The sequence below is a fragment of the Komagataeibacter europaeus LMG 18890 genome (assembly GCF_000285295.1).
Classification (GTDB): Bacteria; Pseudomonadota; Alphaproteobacteria; order Acetobacterales; family Acetobacteraceae; genus Komagataeibacter; species Komagataeibacter europaeus.
On record NZ_CADP01000059.1, the window covers coordinates 1 to 19,860 of the forward strand.

Here is a 19,860-nt window from a genome sequence, read left to right on the forward strand (position 1 = left end):
CTGGAGACCCGCAAAAACCGGGTAATTTCTGGCGAAGCGGGCTGGCTTGATGACGTCGAGGTTGCGGGGCGCACCAAGGGTATCATTCGGACCGATTTCCACGATACCCGGCGTTGATTTCGCCGGTTTTGCCGACTTGCAGACAGAGTCAGCCTGCGGTTTCTAGACGCTCGTGGAAGATCAGCCGATTGAAGTTGTAGGCCAGGTTGCAAAGGGTCAGTTTCGCCTCAGCGCGGGCGAGGCCGATGGTGCGGATGAACAGGTTGAACCGGTTTTTCTGATGCGCGAAGACATGCTCAACATGCGCACGGATCGAGGATTTGGCGGCATTGGCCCGCGCGGTTGCCTTTGACATCGGCTTGCCCATGGGTTTGCGCCGATGAATACGGGACGTGAGCATCTGGTCCGACAGCCACTTCTCGTTGCGCCTGGATCGATAGGCACTGTCTGCCCAGACCTCGGAACTGGTATTGTTCGTGCTGACGACCTGCCGGAGAAGACGCCCGTCCGCCGCTGACGCCGAAGTCACCGCCATGCCTCGGATGAAGCCGAAGCGTCGGTCGATGCTGATGTGGGATTTGTAGCCGAAGACCGGCAGGGCGATCATGGGGAGCGGCGTCCCATCTGCCCGATACCGGACTTTTCCGCCGACCTTGAGTGTCCAGCGAGCGTCGGTATCCTTCTGTGCTGCCTTGTTCGGCTCGTCCGGCCAAATGTCGCTGGCGCTCTTCCCTGACTTGATCGCTTCGCGTTCGCCCTCGGTGTTCCGCTGTCTTGGCGCAGGCACTAGCGAGGCGTCCACGATCTGCCCGGACATTGGCATGTAGCCCTTCTTCTGGAGTTGCCAGTCAAAGGCCTTCATCACCCGCCTGAGCGTTCCCGTCTCGGTCAGGCGATTGCGAAAATGCCGGATCGTATTCTCGTCCGGCGTTCGATCCCCGAGCGACAGCCCCAGAAATCGCAGCCAACTCAGCCGATCGCGGATCATGAACTCCATCCGGGCGTCTGACAGATTATGCTGCGCCTGCAGGATCAGGACCTTGAACATCATCACCGGATCGAATGGTGGGCGGCCGCCTTTGCTACCATCGCCATACCCAAGCCCTTCGACCAGCCACGCCCGGAAATACTCGAAATCCACCGTCTCCTGCAAAACCTCGAGCGGATCGCCCTCTTTGCTCAATGCATCAAGGTGATCGCTCAAACTGAACAGGGACTTGGGATCCATAGCAGGCCTCCGTGATCGCGTAACTTCAATGAATCACCATAGCCGTCCAAACGCTACCGGTTTTTGCGGGTCTCCAGCTGCGGGTTTTCCCGACGGACGGAACGGCTGAAGGTGTCATCATCCCCCAGTCCGTCCGACCCGGATGAGACCGATGTCGCCAGGAATTCAACCGATACCGGCGCGGGATGACTGGCATCATAAACAAGGTTGCCCGCAAAATGACGGTGCGCATCCCCTGTCACGTTGACGACATTACCCGGACAGTGCTGTTCGATAAACTGTAGCAGCCGCTTGCGGCTGTACATGTAGCCGGACCATTGATCCATGCTGTAAACCAGTTCGGCATGACCGGACTTGCGGTGCGCCAGATTCATCATCATGACCTGATGGGCCAGCAGGTTCCATTTCGTATCCGAACGCCCCAGCCCGTCAAACAGCCATCGTTCCTGCTCCGCTCCCATCATCGTGCGGTCTGGCGACCATACATCCGCGCCCTGTGCCGCGGTCTGGTCGCCGTATACCTGATCACTACGATACTGGCGGGTATCCAGCACGAATGTGTTCATCAGATCCCCATAACGCAGGTTGCGATAAACCTGCATATGGCTGCCATCAGGCAGGGACGTCAGGCGCAGCGGCATATGTTCGTAATAAGCCTGCATCGCAACTTCACGGCGCAGGCGGAATATGTCCGGTGGCGTGCCATCCTGATCGCTGTCACCAGCCCAGTTATTGTCCACTTCGTGGTCATCCAGGGTGACAATCCATGGCACAGCCGCGTGGGCAGCCTGCAGGTCCTGATCCGTCTTGTACTGCGCATAACGGCGCCGGTATTCATCCAGCGAATAACATTCAGGCCCGATATGTCGGCGCAATGCCCTGAACGGCCTGCCATTCAGCTTGTGCATGCCGTCTTTCCGGTCGCCACCTTCATATATGTAATCACCATAATGAAAGACGAAATCAATCGGTTCATTCGCAATATTGCGCCACGCGGTATAATAACCTTCCTCATAATGCTGGCAACCTGCCGCAGCAAACCTTACACGTGCAGGTGATGCGCCAGGCAATGGAAACGTATGGCCGCGTCCAACCATGCTGTCATGCCCGGCGATATGGAAGCGGTACCAGTACGGACGATCCGGTTTCAGGCCCGTGACCTCCACATGGACGGAATGCGCCAGTTCAGGGTGGGCCAATGCCTGCCCCTTGCGCACAATGTGCGACAGATGCTCATCTTCCGCTATTTCCCAGTTTACCAGCATGGGACGATTATGGGTCATGCCTGCATCAAGCGACAGGGGCCTGGGAGCCAGTCGGGTCCAGATTACGAAACCATCCGGTGACGGATCGCCTGATGCCACGCCCAGTTGAAAAGGAGAGGTATCAAATCTGGGCTTTTCATCCAGATTACGCGGGTTTGCGGCATGCAGGGCCCTGATGCGACCGGACAGCAACAGCCCGGCACCAAGTCCTGCCAGCACATGCCTGCGCTTGAGAAATACCATAATGAAAAAAATCCTTCTTCACGTGGGACGGAACCATACCGCCATAAAAGACAGACGGGGCCCTGCCTTTCCTCATTCTTCCCGACGTGTTTTCATAAAAATGTCATACTGGCGCAATTGTCAGTCCATCTGCGCCATTGACCAGCCGAACGGGAAACAGATGCACCAGCATCTGCAAAAAACTGTCGCCGCGGGCAATGTAGTAGACACCGCTCAACCGCCTGTCAGCCACAAGCGGGGCAGCCAGCGTGATCTTTCGTGGCATATAGCGGTTGATTTCGGCTATCACTTCCCACAACGGACGATTGCGGAACACCAGTCGCCCTTCCTGCCACGAGAGCAGGGCGTCAAGATCCGGATAATCGTCATGCAACTGGCCATCTTTAAAAAAGCGTAGCCGTTGGCCGGGCTGCAGCCACCTGCCCTGATGGGTACTGGCTCCATCACGCACCAGCACCCTGTCCCGCACTGCCGTTACATGAACGCAGTCGGAATCAATCCGGATATCAGCCGATGCATGAAGTCGCAGCCGCAGGTTGATACTGCCCGCAAACAGCCATACCGGCGGAATGGAGCCTGCGGTCGACAGGACCACCTGACCTTTTTCCAGGCGACAGCATTGGCTATCAGGCAGAAAAACAAGGCGGGTATCGGTATCCAGCAGGCAGCGCGCCTGCCCGCCCAGGGTAATGGTCGCAAGTTCCCCCAGCCCGGTCTGCTGCACCCGCGCCGCCTGCGCGCGCCGTCCCAACGGGGAAAACATCAACCCGCCCGCCCCCAGACTGGCCAGCATGTGCCGTCGGCTTAACCCGGCAGCTTGTTTCCTTGCTGCAGGTAGGGCAGGAATCAAGGCAGGCGGCACACCGCCCCCCAATTCCCATAACCCTGTCAGATGCTGGAATTCGGCCGCATGGTCCGGATCCATGGAAAGCCAGGATCGAAACGCCTGTTTTTCAGGTTCTGTGCAGTCTTCGGCATGCAGGCGTGCAATCCAGCATGCCGCGTCATGACGGATGGTGGAACGGTGTGTGGAATCCTTCACTGCTCCATCCATGCCGAAAGAAAGGTCAGCGCCTTGACAATATGTTTTTCCACGCTGCTTTCACTTATGTCCAGCAGGCCTGCAATATCGCGGTATTTCATTTTTCTTACGCGGTGAAATAAAAAGACCTGACGGGTCCGTTCCGGAAGCTGCAGGCAACCCGCATGAAAATGCGCCAGTTTCTGGCGGCTTTCATAGGCGTCCTCCTGCGAAGGCGTGGCATCACGCACATCAACCAGCATGTCATCCCAACTGACAGCCGCCGTGCAGATGGTCTGTTCACGCTTGCGCGCGTTATGGGACAGGTTGACTGCACTGCGGGTAATATAGGCTTCGGGATGTTCGATGCTTCCTTCCGGCCGTTCCAGATAATTCATGAAGGCACTTTGCAGATGGTCCTCCGCATCATGTCTGTGCGTCAGCATACGTACGCGGCGGTACAGGCGTAACCAATCCTGCCGACGTGGTAACCAGTTTTCCGTCAACAGCTTCCTCACCCCGTTTTTGGTCATCGAAAAAGACCGTTGCTGTGTAAAATATTCTATCAGGAAAAATATGTGACAGTTTCATGAAGATTGCATTGTGGTAATGGGAAAAACGATATTCCGCCTGTCCAACTGTCATGACTACCTTTAATGCCTGCGGACAGGAAACCTGACATATGAAGGACGGCCATCAACATGATCCACGTCTTTTTTCAGTACCAGACACGGTCATGACATCTATACTGCGCCTGTACTCCTGAAATGTTCCGGCTGCCTTTCCCTGTGATTCATTCAGACGAGCCTGCAATGCGACATCCCTTTCCGTTCCCTTCCCCCATCGCAGGAATATGCAACACGGGAAGCCGTGGCAATTCCACGCGGGGTGGACACCATTTCCTGCATAAATGCATGGATCATGTAAAATTGTTCTGCGTCATCCTGTCTCTTTTACCGGGTACAGGCATGGCGGCTGAACCCCTTTCAGCGAATGGTGATGAAACCGGGTATTTTACACCGGCCACGCAACCGGATGCGACGGCATACCTGCCACCACCACCCCAACCGGGCACGGCCCGACAGATGCTGGATGACACGGCATTCACTTCAACCCGCATGCTCAGGGGCAGTCCACGCTGGATGTTGGCCACGTCCGATGCCGATCTGCATGAAGATGCGCTGTTACGCGCCTTTTCCTGTGCGGCGGGATTTACGATCAATAGTGCCGACATGCCACATCTGACCGCCCTGATACACAGGATGGATGTATCTGAAACAACCGACATGCGTAACAGCAAATCCTACTGGCATCGTGCGCGTCCATTTGTTGGAAACGGGCAGCCCATCTGCACGGAAAATGACCGGGCGCACCTTGCGACATCCGGTGCCTATCCATCGGGGCACACCATGCTGGGCTGGAGTACAGCACTTGTTCTGGCAGAACTGTTACCCCAGCAGGCAACACGGATATTGCAGCGGGGCCGCGTCTTTGGTGAAAGCCGCATCATATGCGGCGTGCATTGGGAAAGTGACGTGCAGGCAGGCTATATGCTCGGCGCCGCGGAAGTCGCCGCCATGCACGGCAGCCCGGATTTTCGTGCGGACATGGAACTGGCCCGTATGGAACTGGCGGCCCATCAGCATGATATGGCCAGGCCACGCAAGCAGACCTGTACTGTGGAGCAGGACGCTGCCCGCCATTCACCTTTATAAAGGCCATTTCCACCATGCATTAACCTATGGACATGGTGCCTGACTTTTTCTTGCCCGTGAATTTCAATTCCTGCAATACACATGCATGACCGTGTTCCTTCATCATGTCCGTCGACTTCTTGCGTCCCCTGCCGGGGGCGCCACCATTCTGCTACTGGCATCGATGCTGGGACTTGCCATGGCAAATTCCCCATGGAGAACAGATTACACCATATTGATAACATGGCCGATGCAGTTTTCCCCGCTGGGAGATCATGGGCCGCGCAATAGTGCTGAATGGGTCTCGAACGGCCTGATGACCCTGTTTTTTGTGACAGTGATCCTGGAAATCAGGAAGGGGGTCATATCAGGGCATCTTTCCTCCCCCCGCCAGATCGCACTTCCCCTGATCGGTGCGGTGGGCGGGATGATGGTACCCGCGCTGACCTATCTTCTGGTCACCCATGGCCATGCCGATATTTCACGTGGCTGGGCCATTCCCGTGGCGACAGATGCCGCATTTACCCTGCCGATCATCATGGCGCTTGGTCAACGCGTTTCAGCTGGTGCCAGGGCATGGCTGATGACGCTGGCCATTTTCGATGATGTACTGGGAATTATCGTCATTGCCCTGTTTTACGGGACCGCCCTTTACCCGGATGCCCTGGTCGCCGCGTTCATCATTGCCGCCGCGCTAGCCTGCATGAACAGGGGAGGTATAGGAACTGTCTGGCCCTATGCCGCCGGTTGCGTATTCCTGTGGATCATATTGCTGAATTCAGGGCTGCACCCCACACTGGCCGGGGTCGTGACCGGATTGTGCCTGCCTGCAACATCAGCGGGCAGGGATATCAAACGGTCCACGCCCCTGGAAACCACGCTCAGCGTTCTGGGACCTGTCGTAACATGGGGGATTTTACCGCTGTTCGGTTTCATGAATGCAGGGATTTCCCTTGCGGGCCTGAATGCCGGCATGCTGCTTGAACCCCTTCCGCTTGGCATTATGCTCGGGCTGCTCATCGGCAAGCCGATCGGGGTTTTCGGGACGACAATGCTGGTTGCACGCCTGAAAATCGCGACACTCCCGTCACGAACATCCATGAAAACACTGTTCGGGCTTTCATTGCTCTGTGGCATTGGCTTTACGATAAGTATATTTATTGCAGGTCTTGCATTCCCCGTATCGGATACTGTCGCCCTGGCCAAGATGGGGATATTCGTGGGGTCAGTTATCGCAGCCATCGCCGGGTGGCTCTGGTTGCGTTTCCTGCCTGTATCCGTCCGTCCGGCCTTATGCCATCCTGGAGGTAAACTGTAATGGTCTACAGCACGGACCCTGCATCTTTCAAACAGGGTGCAGCTTTATCATAAGCACATCATGCAATATTATTTTTCATAAACCAGGTCATGCCATCAATGCTGCGATATGTTGCCATGACCATCGATGTGGTTTTCACCCGTTACGGTCATATCGCCACCTGCCTGCATGCCGCCGCCCCCTCCACCGGCATTACCCCCTGCCCCTTCTTTCTTGCCTTCTTCCTTCCCCCGGTTCCCTGATGCCTGCGCGCGGGCCGGTCCCTGCATCGGGAGGGAAAGGTCGGAAGGAATGGGCTCCAGATCAAGCGCCTTACGGATAAAATCCCGCAGGGAGACAACCAGATCATGCGTATGCACGCGCTGCCCGGTCACCAGTTCGCGGGCCGCGTGGTCAGCCAGCCGGACGTGCTCCTCCGTTCCCAGCAGGATGATATCCGACAACGCGGCCTCCACAGCGTCGCGAATACGCCGGGCACGGTCAGATCCTGCCGTATCCGTTCCTTCATCCGGACGGACGGATGCCTGCATATCGCCATTTTCCATAACACGCAGTTCCCGCCTGTGCCGTGGGTCCACAGCCAGATCACCGGTAAAGGACCCGCCCAACGTGCGATAGGCGGCGATCAGGGTGCGCAGGCGCTCGTTGATCTGCCGGTTCATCCGTTCGCGCCGTTGCTGGACAACAACCATGACAAGCAGCCGGATCCCCACCCCAATCAACGTAATCAGGGACAGTCCAATCGCTGTGGCCAGAAGGCTGTGCCACGAACTGAAATCGAGATTATGCATGACTGGCTCCTCGCGGGGGGCATGCACAGCGCGGTCGGGTCATTCAATCCGGACGGTCTGGCATGGCATATGTACTGCCAACTGACACAACCCGTTTTTCTGATCCGGTTCAAGACTGCACTGCCAACCGGTCCATATGGCCATAACAATCATGTAAAAAACAGAACATGCCACCCGTGGATGCCCGGGTGGCGTGCTTCATGTCATCGGCTGGGTAATAGCATTATACGGCGGCAGGCATGATCGCCCCGCTCCCCGGGATGAACCAGGCGTGATTGCCATCCCGGCGGGGACCGATGATGTTCAGCGCAACGCGCCGTTCCCCATCATTGCGCCCGACAAAGCGCAATAGCGTGCCCGCCCCATATCCATGCCGACGATGGCGCGCAGGCCGATGAACAACACACCATTACTACAGTTGTCTGGCCGGGCCTGCCGCCATGGCATGAAGCCTGCGGACATGCGCAGCGCCCGATGAAATGGCCACCAATAAACCAGCCCCTAATAAAAAAAGGCCCGGCAACATGCCGGGCCTTTCTGGGTAGTCAACGGATCAGTTGGAGCCGTTGTTCTGGTTCCAGCCACCGTTGTGGTCACCACCGCGACTGCCGCCGTGCTCACCCCAGCCACCATTCTGGCTGTCGCCGCCACGGTTGCCCTGACCACCGAAGCCACCGTTCCGGTCGCCGCGACCTTCGCCGCCGCGTTCGCCACGATCGCCGCCCGGACCACCGTTCTGCTCGCCACCGCCCTGGTGATCGCCACCCTGGCCGCCACGGTTGCCTTCGCCCCCGCCATGGCGACCACCGTGATGACCGTGACCACCACGACCACCATGTTCGCCCTGTTCACTGCCCTGGTTCCAGTCACTGGACTGGGCATGGGCCGCCAGCGGGAGGGAGGCGCCAAGTGCCAGTGCGAAAAGAATTGAACGCTTCATAATATGATATCCTTTAATTCGACCCTTTATACATTGTGTTATGTCATTGAAAATGTAAGGCCGAATGATGTAACAAAAAGCATCAGGAATATCCTGCCTGAAAATCATCAAGATTTATCAACAAAGACTATTCCGGTAAATGTTCCAGATATCGACATAATATTCTGGAACGGGAGTGACAGGCGTTCGGAAACTCACGGATCATGCCACGAATTCATGAAAGAATTTTACCTATACATTCCTGATCATGGGAAATATTTCCTGACCGGCTTCAGACCTGCCCGATCGCCCGGGCAACATCGTCCAGCAGGGCTGCGATCTTTTCCTCGGCGTCTTTATCAAGGCCGCCGTTGCGTAGCCTCAGGCGGAGTGCCGTGCGCAGGTTTTCCATGCCGCGCATGACCGGCATCGGAACATCCTTGCGACCTCCCTTGCCCTCTGCCGCACGTGTTGCGGCACGGGACAGGATTTCATCGAGGGCCGCACGGCTGGCGGCCAGGAAGGCCTCGCCTTCCGGCGTGATGTGATAGTTCTTGCGACCGTCAGCTTCGACAATCCGGGCATAACCCGCTTCATCCAGCCAGGTCAGCGTGGGGTAGATCACGCCGGGGCTGGGGGCGTAGCTACCGCCGAACTTTTCCTCGATCATGCGGATCAGTTCGTAGCCGTAGGTCGGTTTTTGAGCGATCAGCGAGAGGACCAGAAGCCGCATCTCACCATAATCGAACAGCCGGTGACGCCCGCCCCGGCGGCCACCGCCGTGGTGTCCACCGCGACCGTGATGGCGGCGGGGTTCCCCGGAACCTGCCATGCCTTCGGGGGAGAAAGTCTGGCGGTTACGACCGCCTGCGTGTCTGTTTCTGTGTTTCATGATTACCGATATAATTTCCGATATATCGTAAGTAAAGATATATCTAGATATGTTTTTAAAATATCTTTCCAACTGACCGCAGACGGAACAGCCATGCCTGAACCAGATCAACACGCAGCTCCCGCCGCATACAGGTACCAGCCGGTATGTGCCCTGCGTCCCCGACGCCGTGAAAACAGGCAGGCCGCAATTGCCGTCAATAATCACGTCCCGTTTTTTTCAATGAATCACAGGACAGCAGTTATCGGCGCAATCCATGGCCCGAAACCTCCCGGCCGATATCCGCGGGCATTTTTCCAAAGCCCAGCGTACCCACCAGCACGAAGACCGCCGTTATGAAGAACGCAATATGAAGTTCCTTCAGGCTGACCGTCGCATGGCCATACACCCTTTCCAGAACCGTCAGGCAGAATGCTGTAATGGCCACCCCCGCGGTTGAACCGGTCTGTCCCAGAATGGACATGACGCTGGCGGCCCTGCTGCGTTCATCCTGCCCCACATCAGCAAATGCAATGGTCGACAGGCTCGTCAACTGCAGGGAACGGGTCATGCCCGCAAAGGCCAGCGACAGGCCAAGCACGATGGCGGGCGTATCCGGTGTCAGGAATACAAAAGGCAACAGGGAAGCACACACCAGAAATCCGTTGAAGAACAGTACGTTCCGAAAACCAGCCCACCGGACGATGGCCGATGTAGCCGGCTTGATGCCCAGATTGGCGCAGAAATAGGCCAGCAGCCATGTGCCCGCACGCGCGGGCGAAAAACCGAAGCCAAGCTGGAAGAACAGCGGCAACAGGAACGGTGCTGACGAAAATACGGCCCGGAATATCAGTCCCGGATAAAGCGAGGCATAACGCAGGCTGGCCCGCTTCAGCGGCGCGAGCGAGAGAATGGGCGTGGGATGCCGCCGCAGGTGACGGATCGCGGCAACCCCCGTCACGGCCCCGATCCCCATCAGACCAAGGGCTACAAACCGCGCCGTTCCCGTTTCCGCCGATCGCTGAAGCCCGGACAGGAGGCATGTCAGACTGAGGGCACTCAGCCCGAATCCCCTGACATCCAGCCGGGGCGCCCCTTCCGGCGGTTCCGCCGGCACAACGCGCAGCACGCAGAATACAGCAATCAGCCCCACCGGCAGATTAAGCCAGAAGTTCCACCGCCACCCCACGGTCTGGGTCAGGTAACCGCCCAGGACAGGCCCGATAATAGGCGCGCTGAGTGCTGGCCAGACCGTAACCGACTGCGCTTTCAGCAGGTCACTTTTGGGCGTGTGGCGCAGGATGATGGACATGCCGACCGGCATCATGACGGCCCCCGCCAGCCCCTGCCCGATGCGCGCGCAGACAAACGCGCCCAGTCCTTGCGCGATGCCACACAGGAAGGACGAGAAAGTGAAAAGCAGCATGGCCACCCACATCACGCGCTTTTCGCCGTATTTCATGGCCAGCCAGGCGGATACAGGCGAAATGGCGGCAGATGCCAGCATGTAGGCCGTAACCCCCAGCGAAAGGTCCAGCGTCCTGACGCCAAAGGATCTGGCCATGGCCGGAAGCGAGGTATTGATGATGGCCCCATCCAGGTTCTGCATGAACGTGGCCATGGCCATGATAAAGGCAAGGAGCGGCGAATAACGCGCGATCGTGGCACCGGGGGCCGCCTGTTGCGTGTGGTGATTCCGTGGGGATGAATTGGACATGCAGGGCTGATTTTCCAGTGAATGACGTTGTCGGTCATAATGTCTGCTGGCCAGCATATGTATGTGGCGCTTCATGTCCCACGATCATATCCCGGCACGTGGCGGCAAATGCAACAGCACGTATTTGCCAGTAGGCTACACCGGGGCTGCCGGGCGCATGCCCGCATGGTTTTTTGTCAATCCTGACATAAATGCCGGTCGCCCGTTCTCTTTGCTACGCAGTACAGCGGGAGCGGGTATACTCCCTGTCGGCGAACGGACTGGCATGGATTGGCGCGGAGTACGGGATTGGCAGCAGGGCATTGTGGCAATGATCGCCCGGACAGGCACGGAAATGATGATGTTCCGGCGCAGAAGGCGCATCATTCCGTCCTTGTCGTGGAAGATGACATGGATATCCGCAGCCTGCTGACACGTTTCCTGTCACACAGGGGCTACCATGTTGCATCCGCCATGACGGCGGCCGAAGTGCTGGCCATCATTGCATTGCGACCACCCGATATTGTCCTGCTTGACCTCATGCTGCCGCGCGAAAGCGGTCATGACATCTGCCGCATGATCCGTGACAGAAGCGCTGCCCCGATCATCATGGTCACGGCCCTTGCCGATGTCCGCGAACGGATCGCGGGCCTTGACCTGGGGGCGGATGATTACATCAGCAAGCCTTTTGACCTGGAGGAACTCGCCGCCCGCATGCGGGCGGTCCTCCGGCGTCCCCCCCTTGCCGCCGGTCATGCGGCACGGGAAGCCGGGCAGGGCTACAGATTTGGAAACTGGATCTTCACGCCGGAAAAACGTGCCCTTTACAGCACGGAAGGCGTGCGCATGACGCTGACTGGCGCCGAAACCGACCTTCTTCTGCTGCTGTGGAACCATGCCGGGAAGTTACTGGGCCGCGAGCGCATCATTGAACTGCTCTACAATTCACCGGGCGCTGTCGAGGAACGCACCATCGACCTGCTTGTCAGCCGCCTGCGCCGCAAGCTGGCCCATGGCGGGCGCCAGCTTGAAATGCTCCGGACCGTTCGCGGCGACGGCTATATATTCGACCCGGGCATGACAGGCCCCGATGGGGAAGCGCCACAACGATGACGGACCGCTTTTCCCTGCTTCCCCGCACGGTTTACGGGCAGATGGTCGCGATCGTGATCTCCAGCATGCTGGTCACCATTTTTGTCGTCGCCTTCCTGGTCGTCGCATTGCGCCCGACCGTGCCGCCGCTGCCTGAAGGGCCATGGCCAAACGCGCTGGCCATCGAGACGGCGATTGACGCCCTGCGCGCCAGCCCGACCGCCACGCGTGATGCCGTCGCGCGCGGCATGTCCGCGCCGGATATGCAGATCCAGACGACAGGCCCCTTCCCCTGCGCGCAAATCCCGACCGAGCATTTTTCGGTCCTCCTGCGGCGTATCCTCAAGGCACAGCCGGACAACCGGGACGCCATCATTACGGAATCAACCTGCGACGCCGATTCAAGCGGCATGACCTCAACCCATATCGACATGCCACGCGAAGGGATATTCATTACCGCCCATAACGGAATCAATCACCACCTGCCACAGCTCATGCGCACGACGCTGCCGCTGATCGTGTCGTTCCTGTCGCTGCTGGTGATAATGGGTACCATGTCATTGTGGAGCCTGTGGCGCATCAACCGCCCGCTGAAGGTACTGGCGAACAAGGCGGACACCTTTGGCCATGACATCACACCCGAACCCCTGACCGAACAGGGACCGCTGGAACTGCGCCGTGTCGCGCGCGCCTTCAACCGCATGCAGGCCCGGATTGCGGCAGCCACCGAAGAGCGCACCCGCATGCTTATGGCAATCGGCCACGACCTGCGCACGCCGCTGACCCGGCTGTCCATGCGGATTGAAATGGGGGGGGCCGACGCCTCCCCTTCGGCCCTGCGCAACGACCTGTGGCTCATGAACCGCATGCTGAACGGGGCGCTGTCGTTCCTGAAGGGTCAGGGGGACACGGAACCGGCCGAACGGGTTGATATCGGCGCGCTGGTGGAAAGCGTATGCGCGGAATTCGAGGCCATTGGCCGGAATGTGACCTATCAGGGCGATCTGGGCCTGACCTGCCTGTGCCAGCCGGTGGCCGTGGCCCGCATGGTCAATAACCTGATCGATAATGCCTGCAAATTTGGCAGCCATGTGCGGGTTGACACAAGACGGCACGATAATGAGGCCATTATCGAAGTCGCGGATAACGGTCCCGGCATCCCGTCGGAAATGCACGATATCGTGCTGCTGCCCTTCGCACGCCTGGACCCGGCCCGCAGTACGGATGGCGGGCTGGGACTGGGGCTGTCAATCATCCACGATATCGTACAGCGCCATCGGGGCACGCTGACCTTTCACCACAACCAGCCATCTGGCCTGCGTGTACGCATCGCCCTGCCCCTTGATCCGCATGGAACAAGAGGCAGGCACCCTGAAACCCATGCCGTCCATTAAGTGACCTGACCGCAAAGATGGATCCTGAAGAATGCACCGCATCCGCAGTCTCCCCAGAACAGGGAAAACCTTCATGAACCGCCGGAACCTGCTGAAAATTCTGGGGGCCGGGCTCATCATGCCTGCCGGCGCCGTGGCGGCCACCCGCAGGAAGGGCGTGATGCTGATGAATCGTATCGGGCCATCAGCATCACAGCTTTACATTGCCAATGCGGACGGGCGTGATGAACGGCCTTTCCTGTCGGGGAACGGCCTTGATTATCATGCATCCTTTTCCCCGGATGGGCAGTCCATCCTCTTTACATCGGAACGGAACGGGCTGGGACAGGCGGACATATTCCGCGCCCGTCCGGACGGAACCGATGTCACACCCCTGATCAGCCATCCATCTGTGGACGACGCCGCCGTCCTGTCGCCCGATGGGGCGCGTCTGGCCTTTGTTTCCACGCGCAATGGCTACCGTGCCAATATCTGGGTCATGGACCTGCGGACAGGAAAGCTGCGCAACCTGACCGGGTCGGCCCGCGTGCAGGGCGATAAGGCGGGACCGGACTGTTTCTTCCGCCCCGCATGGTCGCCCGATGGCAGGTGGCTGGCCTTTTCCTCCGACCGCAATACCCCGTGGCGCGGGCATGACAATGGCCGGGGCTGGGAACATACGCAGGAACTCAGCATCTACATCATCGGTGCGGATGGCCGGGGTTTCCGCCGCATCGCCGCCCGTCCCGACTACTGCCTTGGCTCCCCCAAATGGTCACCGGACGGCCGACGGGTGGTATTTTATGAAATGCTGACCGAAAGCACATGGGGGGCCAGACGGCCCGAAGGGGTCGCGTCCGTCGTCTCCCAGATCGTATCCGTCGATGTCGCCAGCGGGGAGCGTATCCAGCATACCTCCGGCCCGGGACTGAAGGTTTTTCCCCAGTTCGTGACGGCACGGATCATCGGTTATCACCGCAAGGGTGGCCCGGATGAGGGGTTGGCCTATACCACCGATATCGCCGCCATTCACAGGGTCCTGCGTTCCCCCGCATGGTCCCCCGATGGACGGCAGGTCGTGTACGAAAAAGCCAGCTTCAGGCCCTTTGCCCAGAACCAGCCCCTGTATAGCTGGGATCCGGAGCGGGATTACCGGCATACGGATGTCTTTCCCGGCCTGTCACGTGATGGCAAGCTGGTACTGACGGAAAAGGCGCTCAATTCCTCCATCGCGATCATGAACCCGGACGGATCGGACCGGCAGCGGATCTTCGACGTGTCCAGGACGCATCTCAACCAGATGCAGGTGGCGCATGGTATGGCCGGTGCGTTTGCCCCCGCCTGGTCACCGGATGGGCAATGGATCGCCTTTGGCCTGGGCCAGTGGTTCCAGGCGCGCCGCACGGGCAGGGCTGTGGTCATGCGCATGCGCCACGACGGCAGCGCGGTCGAACCCCTGACCGATGGCACCGTGCATTCCGGTTTCCCCAGCTATTCCGCCGATGGCCAGCAGGTCGTGTATCGGGTGTGGGGCGAAAACAACATGGGACTGCGCATACTGGACCTGCCGACCCGGCAGACACGCGTGCTGACGACTGCATATGACAACCTGCCCGGCTGGTCGCCCGATGGCGGCCGGATCGTGTTCACACGTCGGGTAGACGACGAAAATTATGATATTTTCACCATCCGGCCCAATGGAACCGGGCTGAAGCGGCTGACCACCAGCGGCGCCAATGACGGCCATGCCGTATGGACCGCCGACGGGCGGATCATGTGGTCAAGTGGCATATATGGCTTCCGTGATGAAGCGGCCCTGTATGACAATACGTTCCAGCCTTACGGGCAGATCTTCATCATGAATGCCGATGGCAGTCACAAACGTATCCTGACGGACAGTCTGTGGGAAGATTCCATGCCACTTTATGTCCCGGCATAGCGCCCCCGGATCCCGCCAGATGCCACAACGATCCTGCGACGCATGCTTCATTTCGGCCCGGACCTGCCGGGTAGCGCCGACAAGCAACAGACCGCAATCCGTTACCCCGGATACACAGGCGGCATTCATGGACTTACTGCATGGGGGCCGCCTGTTCCGTTCCGTGCTGGTCCCCCGTTACCGGTTCCGGTCCTGTCGATGACTGGCCTGATGGGTATTGTTCATGTTTTTTATGGGTTTTCATATGCCGATGTTCCGGCATTCCCGTTTCCGACCCACTCTGGTCATGCGCAGGCGGGGTCGTGGTGACCGGTTTTCCGGGAGAGGAACGCGGCGTTGCAAACTGGGCATGTGCCATCAGGGGAAAACTGCAGGCCATTACAGCCAGACACAACCATCTTGTATTCGCAGAACAGGACATGAGAACCTCCCGATGACGGAGAACAGACTCCATTACCCGTCACACATTGCTTCGGCCGGAAGTCAACGGATACATGGGGAAAGGAGTTCCTTTACGGACACATCCATCAATGTCGTTGCTGGCCCATGCGGCCTGCACCCGGTTGCGGTCATCACGGCAATGGACATGGTGATACCTGCAGGCGACAGGATGCGCCGTATATCCGGCAGTCCTGCGTCCCTCCCCGCGGCATGGGCCTGTCTTGGCCGCCGGGGTGATGCCACCGCATGGGGATCGTGATGCAAACAGGCCGCCGGGACAGGCGACGGCCGTGATATCTGAAATATGAGGCCTGTTCGACAGCAACACCGTTGCATGCTGTCATGGCGCTGCAGTGTTTCCTGCCCCCGACTGCCTTGACTGGAGAAAACACGCATGACCGGTATATCAAGACGCAACTTCGTGACGGTCGGGGCGGCTTTCGCAGGTGTGGCCTCCGCCATGGGAGCCGGTGTTCAGGCCGTCCATGCCGCAGGGGGCGGAAATGGATTCATGGCGGCATCCGCAGGCGGGCCGGACGGTCCTGACGGCCCCGGTCCCAACAGGCACAAAGCGCCAGGCCTGCAGGGAATCTGCGCGCTGTGCGAAGTCACGGGCAGCGGAGAGAAGGTTTACGGCATTGCAGCAGAATATGATGCCGCAATCGATCCTGCCAGCCTGACACACGATACATACACCACGTCCGTCTTTCCCGCCGCCCAGGGTTTTTTCGCGGGAATGCCGCACGAGCCGGACAAGAACGCCACCACTGCGGCACCGAAGCCGCGCCCGGTCGTGGCCATCTACACCAATGACGGACCGGCGATCCGTCCCGACAGGCAGAGTGTCACCGGCAGGTATGTCATCACGGAGTTCCGGCATGACCCGGACCTGAGCGTGCCCACCACCGATAGCGACAGGGTCACGCTGACACAGGACGAGAGCGTCAGAACCACGGGCGGCGTGGTCTATGCCGCCAGCAAGACCGTATGGAGCAACGCGGGCCGACGCGGCAACCGTGTCGTCATCCGTGGGGTCGATGCGTGGGAGCAGCATCACTGGTGGTGGGATGACACGCGTTCGGCCTGGCTTGAATACAGCATCTACCTGCCGAAATCCTTTCTTGCGGAGGGCGGTGAAAACCGGGCCTATCCCCTCGTCCTGGCCGTTACCCATTCCGGCACCAGTCCCGATGGCACCTGCGCCCAGACGCTGACGGAACAGTGCATCGCCAGTATCTGGAGCCTGCCTGAAGAACAGGAGCGGCATGAATGCGTCGTCATTACCCCGCGCTATGAACGCACGACAATGAACGATTACTGGGAACATACATCGGATGTGGAGAATACCTACCGGCTGGTTGAATCCCTGCTCGGCAATACGTGGAATTATGGCAACCCCAATCTGGATGACCGGCGTGACAAAATCCTGAAAATCGACCCCAAAAGGGTTTATTGCACCGGCTGGTCTATGGGGGCCATGACGTCGCTGTGGCTTATGGCGAAACATCCACAGACCTTTGCGGCGGGCCTGATCATCGCGGGGCAGCAGCGGCCCGGTGACCTTGTTCCCCTTGCCAGCCAGAAAGTCCTGATCATTACCGGGTCGGAGGATGACAAGGCCACGCCCTGGAATGAAAAGTGCATACCAGTATGGGAACAGGCAGGCGGCCGGGTCGTCCGGCCAGCGGAACGCCTCGATCCCGCCCTGATCTTCCCGCTCGACAGCCAGCAGAAGCTGACCGATCAGGTCAACAGCTATCTTGCCCACGACGCCAATATCACCTTCCTGACCTTTGAAGGTGTCGATCACATGGGATCCGCGCGGAAATTCTTTTATATCAAGGTGGCAAGGGACTGGCTGTTCAGGCAGGTAAAAGCATGAAAATATATGCTGGCGGCATCGCGAACTCAAAAAACGGTCATCCGGATCCCATATCCATGCAACGACGATATCAGGCCATCCATAGCCCGTTCCGGCCCCGTCTGTAGCGGATTGACAGATATCCTCCCGCCCGGACATTACCGTTTCCCATGGGGGATACTCATGCCTCTTCCGACGCCTGATGCCCGGCATATGCACATACGCGCCAGGCATTTCTGCCGCCGGGAAGGAAGGGGCGATGGCAATAACGCGCCAGACCGGTATGATCCCTGCGGCCAAGGATACGCGCATGGCCTGCCGCACCCTGGAACGTGGTCCAGTGGCGATAATCACCTGCCTCGTTCATGCATCGACAACAATACGGCAGCCATCCATGCGCCACCGGCATTCTGAAAGGGGAGACCTCAATACCATGCGGACAAAAATGATACGGTGGACCGTGTAGATGGCATCACTGCCCAACCCGCCTGCCGCGCAGGCAAATGAAACACCACAGTGGCGCCCGCTATTGCATTATACGCCCCGGCGCAACTGGATGAATGACCCCAATGGCCCGTTTTTCTACAAGGGGGTCTATCATCTTTTCTACCAGTACAACCCGGAAGCCCCGGAATGGGGCAACATGTCATGGGGACATGCGACCAGTACGGATATGCTGCACTGGCATGAACACGACGTGGCCCTGCCGTTCAGTGAAACAAAAGACATCTTTTCCGGAACGGTCGTGGTGGACAAGCACAATACGTCAGGACTGGGCACGACTGACAACCCGCCACTGGTGGCATTGTACACCAGCGTTTTCAAGCAGAACGCATCCAGTGCACCAGACGTGCAGGCCCAGTCCCTTGCCTACAGCAATGATGAAGGCCGGACATGGAAATCCTACCACAAGGATCCCGTGCTGACGCTGTCTCCCCCTTCTCCCCATTTCCGCGATCCCGGCGTGTTCTGGTACGAACCCGGAGGCTACTGGATCATGGCAACGGTCGTTGCGAATGCACCGAAGGTAAAGCTGTATAAATCAACCAACCTGACAAACTGGACATTGCTTAGTGATTTCGGGCCTGTGGGTCTGGTCCAGCCGGGAATCCAGTGGGAAATGCCATCGCTGTTTCCCTTGCCGCTGGATGGAAATCCCACGCAGATGAAATGGGTCCTGATGCTGGGGGTCAATCCATGGGGCGTCTCGGGCGGGTCGGGAAGCATCTATTACGTCGGTTCCTTTGATGGCACGACATTCCGGCCAGAGGGACTGCCGCCCGAGGGGTCGGGACCTGCCGCCTATGACTGGGTAGATCACGGGGCGGACCATTACGCCGCCATCGTATTTGCGGGCCTGCCTGCAGCCAGACCGGTTACCATCGGGTGGATGAGTAACTGGGACTATGCATCCCAGGTTCCGACAGCACCATGGAAAGGCCAGATGACACTGCCCATGACCATGGCCCTTCGGACAATTGATGGCCGACCGCAGCTTTGCCTGACCCCCGACGGGCATTACACCGCACTGGTCGCCGCCCATGCGGCGCTGTCTTTCGACGGTATGCGGCTTTCCTCGGAACGACGCCTGCTGCCCGAACCCGCGCGTGGTCAGGTTATGGACATTGACATCCGCATGCATATGCATGGCGCGGATCGTGCCGGGATATTCGTGCGGGCTACCGTCGATGGTCATGTCGGCACGAAAATTGTCTATGAGCCCGATCCGAAAGTTTTCCAAGCTTGACAATGCCTTGCTGTCCGTCGTGTGAGCATGCGGATCGAGGCGATCAATGTCCATGCGGTTGAGGAAGCAATGGACTTTTCCCAATCTTTGGCGAGCCGCCTGCACCGTCCCAGCCAGGCGAATGTCCGTTCCCACCCAGCGGCGAGGCAAGATCTGAAAGCCCTTCGCCGTATCGGACCGCCTGATGATTTCGACCGTCCATTTTCCCATGGAGGCGAGCGCGGATCGCAATTTGTTGCCAGCATAGCCGCCATCAGCAAAGATGTGGCGCAGCCAGGGAAAGCGCCTGCGTATTGCCGCCAGAACATCAACCGCCCCATCACGGTCCTGGATGTCGGCGGCATGAACGAGGAGAAAGATC

General features: G+C 58.8%; 16 protein-coding genes and 2 pseudogenes. 7 read left to right on the top strand and 11 right to left on the bottom strand.

The features are described from left to right. Window positions 1–148: 148 nt before the first annotated feature. From GEU01_RS14375 to GEU01_RS26350, 5 genes are all read right to left on the bottom strand, one after another. Window positions 149–1,228, bottom strand: a complete 1,080-nt coding sequence (locus GEU01_RS14375; protein WP_019085572.1) for an IS5/IS1182 family transposase — start codon at window positions 1,226–1,228, stop codon at window positions 149–151. A gap of 53 nt (window positions 1,229–1,281) precedes the next feature. Further along, window positions 1,282–2,736: an alkaline phosphatase D family protein gene (locus GEU01_RS14380; RefSeq protein WP_019086637.1), complete on the bottom strand. Its 1,455-nt coding sequence runs from the start codon at window positions 2,734–2,736 to the stop codon at window positions 1,282–1,284. 103 nt (window positions 2,737–2,839) lie between these two features. Further along, complete coding sequence (locus GEU01_RS14385) at window positions 2,840–3,778, bottom strand: FecR family protein (RefSeq protein ID WP_049976630.1); 939 nt, start codon at window positions 3,776–3,778, stop codon at window positions 2,840–2,842. Continuing rightward, window positions 3,775–4,290 (bottom strand): RNA polymerase sigma factor, encoded by a 516-nt coding sequence (locus tag GEU01_RS14390; RefSeq protein ID WP_081499978.1) that lies wholly within the window; start codon window positions 4,288–4,290, stop codon window positions 3,775–3,777. The genes GEU01_RS14385 and GEU01_RS14390 overlap by 4 nt, the downstream gene beginning before the upstream one ends. Then, window positions 4,184–4,402 (bottom strand): hypothetical protein, encoded by a 219-nt coding sequence (locus GEU01_RS26350; RefSeq protein ID WP_198284479.1) that lies wholly within the window; start codon window positions 4,400–4,402, stop codon window positions 4,184–4,186. The genes GEU01_RS14390 and GEU01_RS26350 overlap by 107 nt, the downstream gene beginning before the upstream one ends. A 323-nt stretch (window positions 4,403–4,725) precedes the next feature. Between GEU01_RS26350 and GEU01_RS14395 the strand changes: the two genes are divergently transcribed. After that, a complete protein-coding gene (locus tag GEU01_RS14395) occupies window positions 4,726–5,472 on the top strand; it encodes an acid phosphatase (protein WP_019086641.1) in 747 nt (248 codons plus the stop codon). Between the two features lie 85 nt (window positions 5,473–5,557). Beyond that, window positions 5,558–6,769 (top strand): Na+/H+ antiporter NhaA, encoded by a 1,212-nt coding sequence (nhaA, locus tag GEU01_RS14400; RefSeq protein ID WP_026018759.1) that lies wholly within the window; start codon window positions 5,558–5,560, stop codon window positions 6,767–6,769. Between the two features lie 95 nt (window positions 6,770–6,864). Here nhaA and GEU01_RS14405 read toward each other — a convergent pair whose 3' ends face one another. The 5 genes and pseudogenes from GEU01_RS14405 to GEU01_RS14425 all read right to left on the bottom strand — a co-directional run bounded on the left by GEU01_RS14405 (window position 6,865) and on the right by GEU01_RS14425 (window position 11,067). Beyond that, a complete protein-coding gene (locus GEU01_RS14405; protein WP_019086643.1) occupies window positions 6,865–7,560 on the bottom strand; it encodes a hypothetical protein in 696 nt (231 codons plus the stop codon). Between the two features lie 232 nt (window positions 7,561–7,792). Next, window positions 7,793–8,007, bottom strand: a pseudogene (locus GEU01_RS26355) (cytochrome d ubiquinol oxidase subunit II); the annotation flags it as partial. A 106-nt stretch (window positions 8,008–8,113) separates the two neighbouring features. After that, a complete protein-coding gene (locus tag GEU01_RS26360) occupies window positions 8,114–8,500 on the bottom strand; it encodes a hypothetical protein (RefSeq protein ID WP_198284478.1) in 387 nt (128 codons plus the stop codon). Between the two features lie 271 nt (window positions 8,501–8,771). Beyond that, entirely contained in the window at window positions 8,772–9,371 is a 600-nt protein-coding gene (locus GEU01_RS14420; protein ID WP_026018760.1) for a PadR family transcriptional regulator, read from the bottom strand. A 241-nt stretch (window positions 9,372–9,612) separates the two neighbouring features. Then, window positions 9,613–11,067, bottom strand: coding sequence for an MFS transporter (locus tag GEU01_RS14425; RefSeq protein WP_232272549.1), 1,455 nt, complete (start codon window positions 11,065–11,067; stop codon window positions 9,613–9,615). 288 nt (window positions 11,068–11,355) lie between these two features. Between GEU01_RS14425 and GEU01_RS14430 the strand changes: the two genes are divergently transcribed. The 5 genes from GEU01_RS14430 (at window position 11,356) to GEU01_RS14460 (ending at window position 19,499) form a co-directional block, all read left to right on the top strand. After that, a complete protein-coding gene (locus tag GEU01_RS14430) occupies window positions 11,356–12,159 on the top strand; it encodes a response regulator transcription factor (RefSeq protein WP_019086648.1) in 804 nt (267 codons plus the stop codon). After that, window positions 12,156–13,532: an ATP-binding protein gene (locus tag GEU01_RS14435; RefSeq protein ID WP_019086649.1), complete on the top strand. Its 1,377-nt coding sequence runs from the start codon at window positions 12,156–12,158 to the stop codon at window positions 13,530–13,532. Before GEU01_RS14430 ends, GEU01_RS14435 begins: the two co-directional genes overlap by 4 nt. 73 nt (window positions 13,533–13,605) lie before the next feature. Then, window positions 13,606–15,450: a PD40 domain-containing protein gene (locus GEU01_RS14440; RefSeq protein WP_019086650.1), complete on the top strand. Its 1,845-nt coding sequence runs from the start codon at window positions 13,606–13,608 to the stop codon at window positions 15,448–15,450. 835 nt (window positions 15,451–16,285) lie between these two features. After that, the gene (locus GEU01_RS14450) at window positions 16,286–17,773 is read left to right on the top strand and encodes a prolyl oligopeptidase family serine peptidase (RefSeq protein WP_026018761.1); all 1,488 of its coding nucleotides are present in this window, start codon (window positions 16,286–16,288) and stop codon (window positions 17,771–17,773) included. A 445-nt stretch (window positions 17,774–18,218) separates the two neighbouring features. Next, window positions 18,219–19,499 (top strand): glycoside hydrolase family 32 protein, encoded by a 1,281-nt coding sequence (locus GEU01_RS14460; protein ID WP_019086653.1) that lies wholly within the window; start codon window positions 18,219–18,221, stop codon window positions 19,497–19,499. Here GEU01_RS14460 and GEU01_RS24480 read toward each other — a convergent pair. Next, window positions 19,466–19,860, bottom strand: a pseudogene (locus tag GEU01_RS24480) (transposase); the annotation flags it as partial. The gene GEU01_RS14460 and the pseudogene GEU01_RS24480 overlap by 34 nt on opposite strands.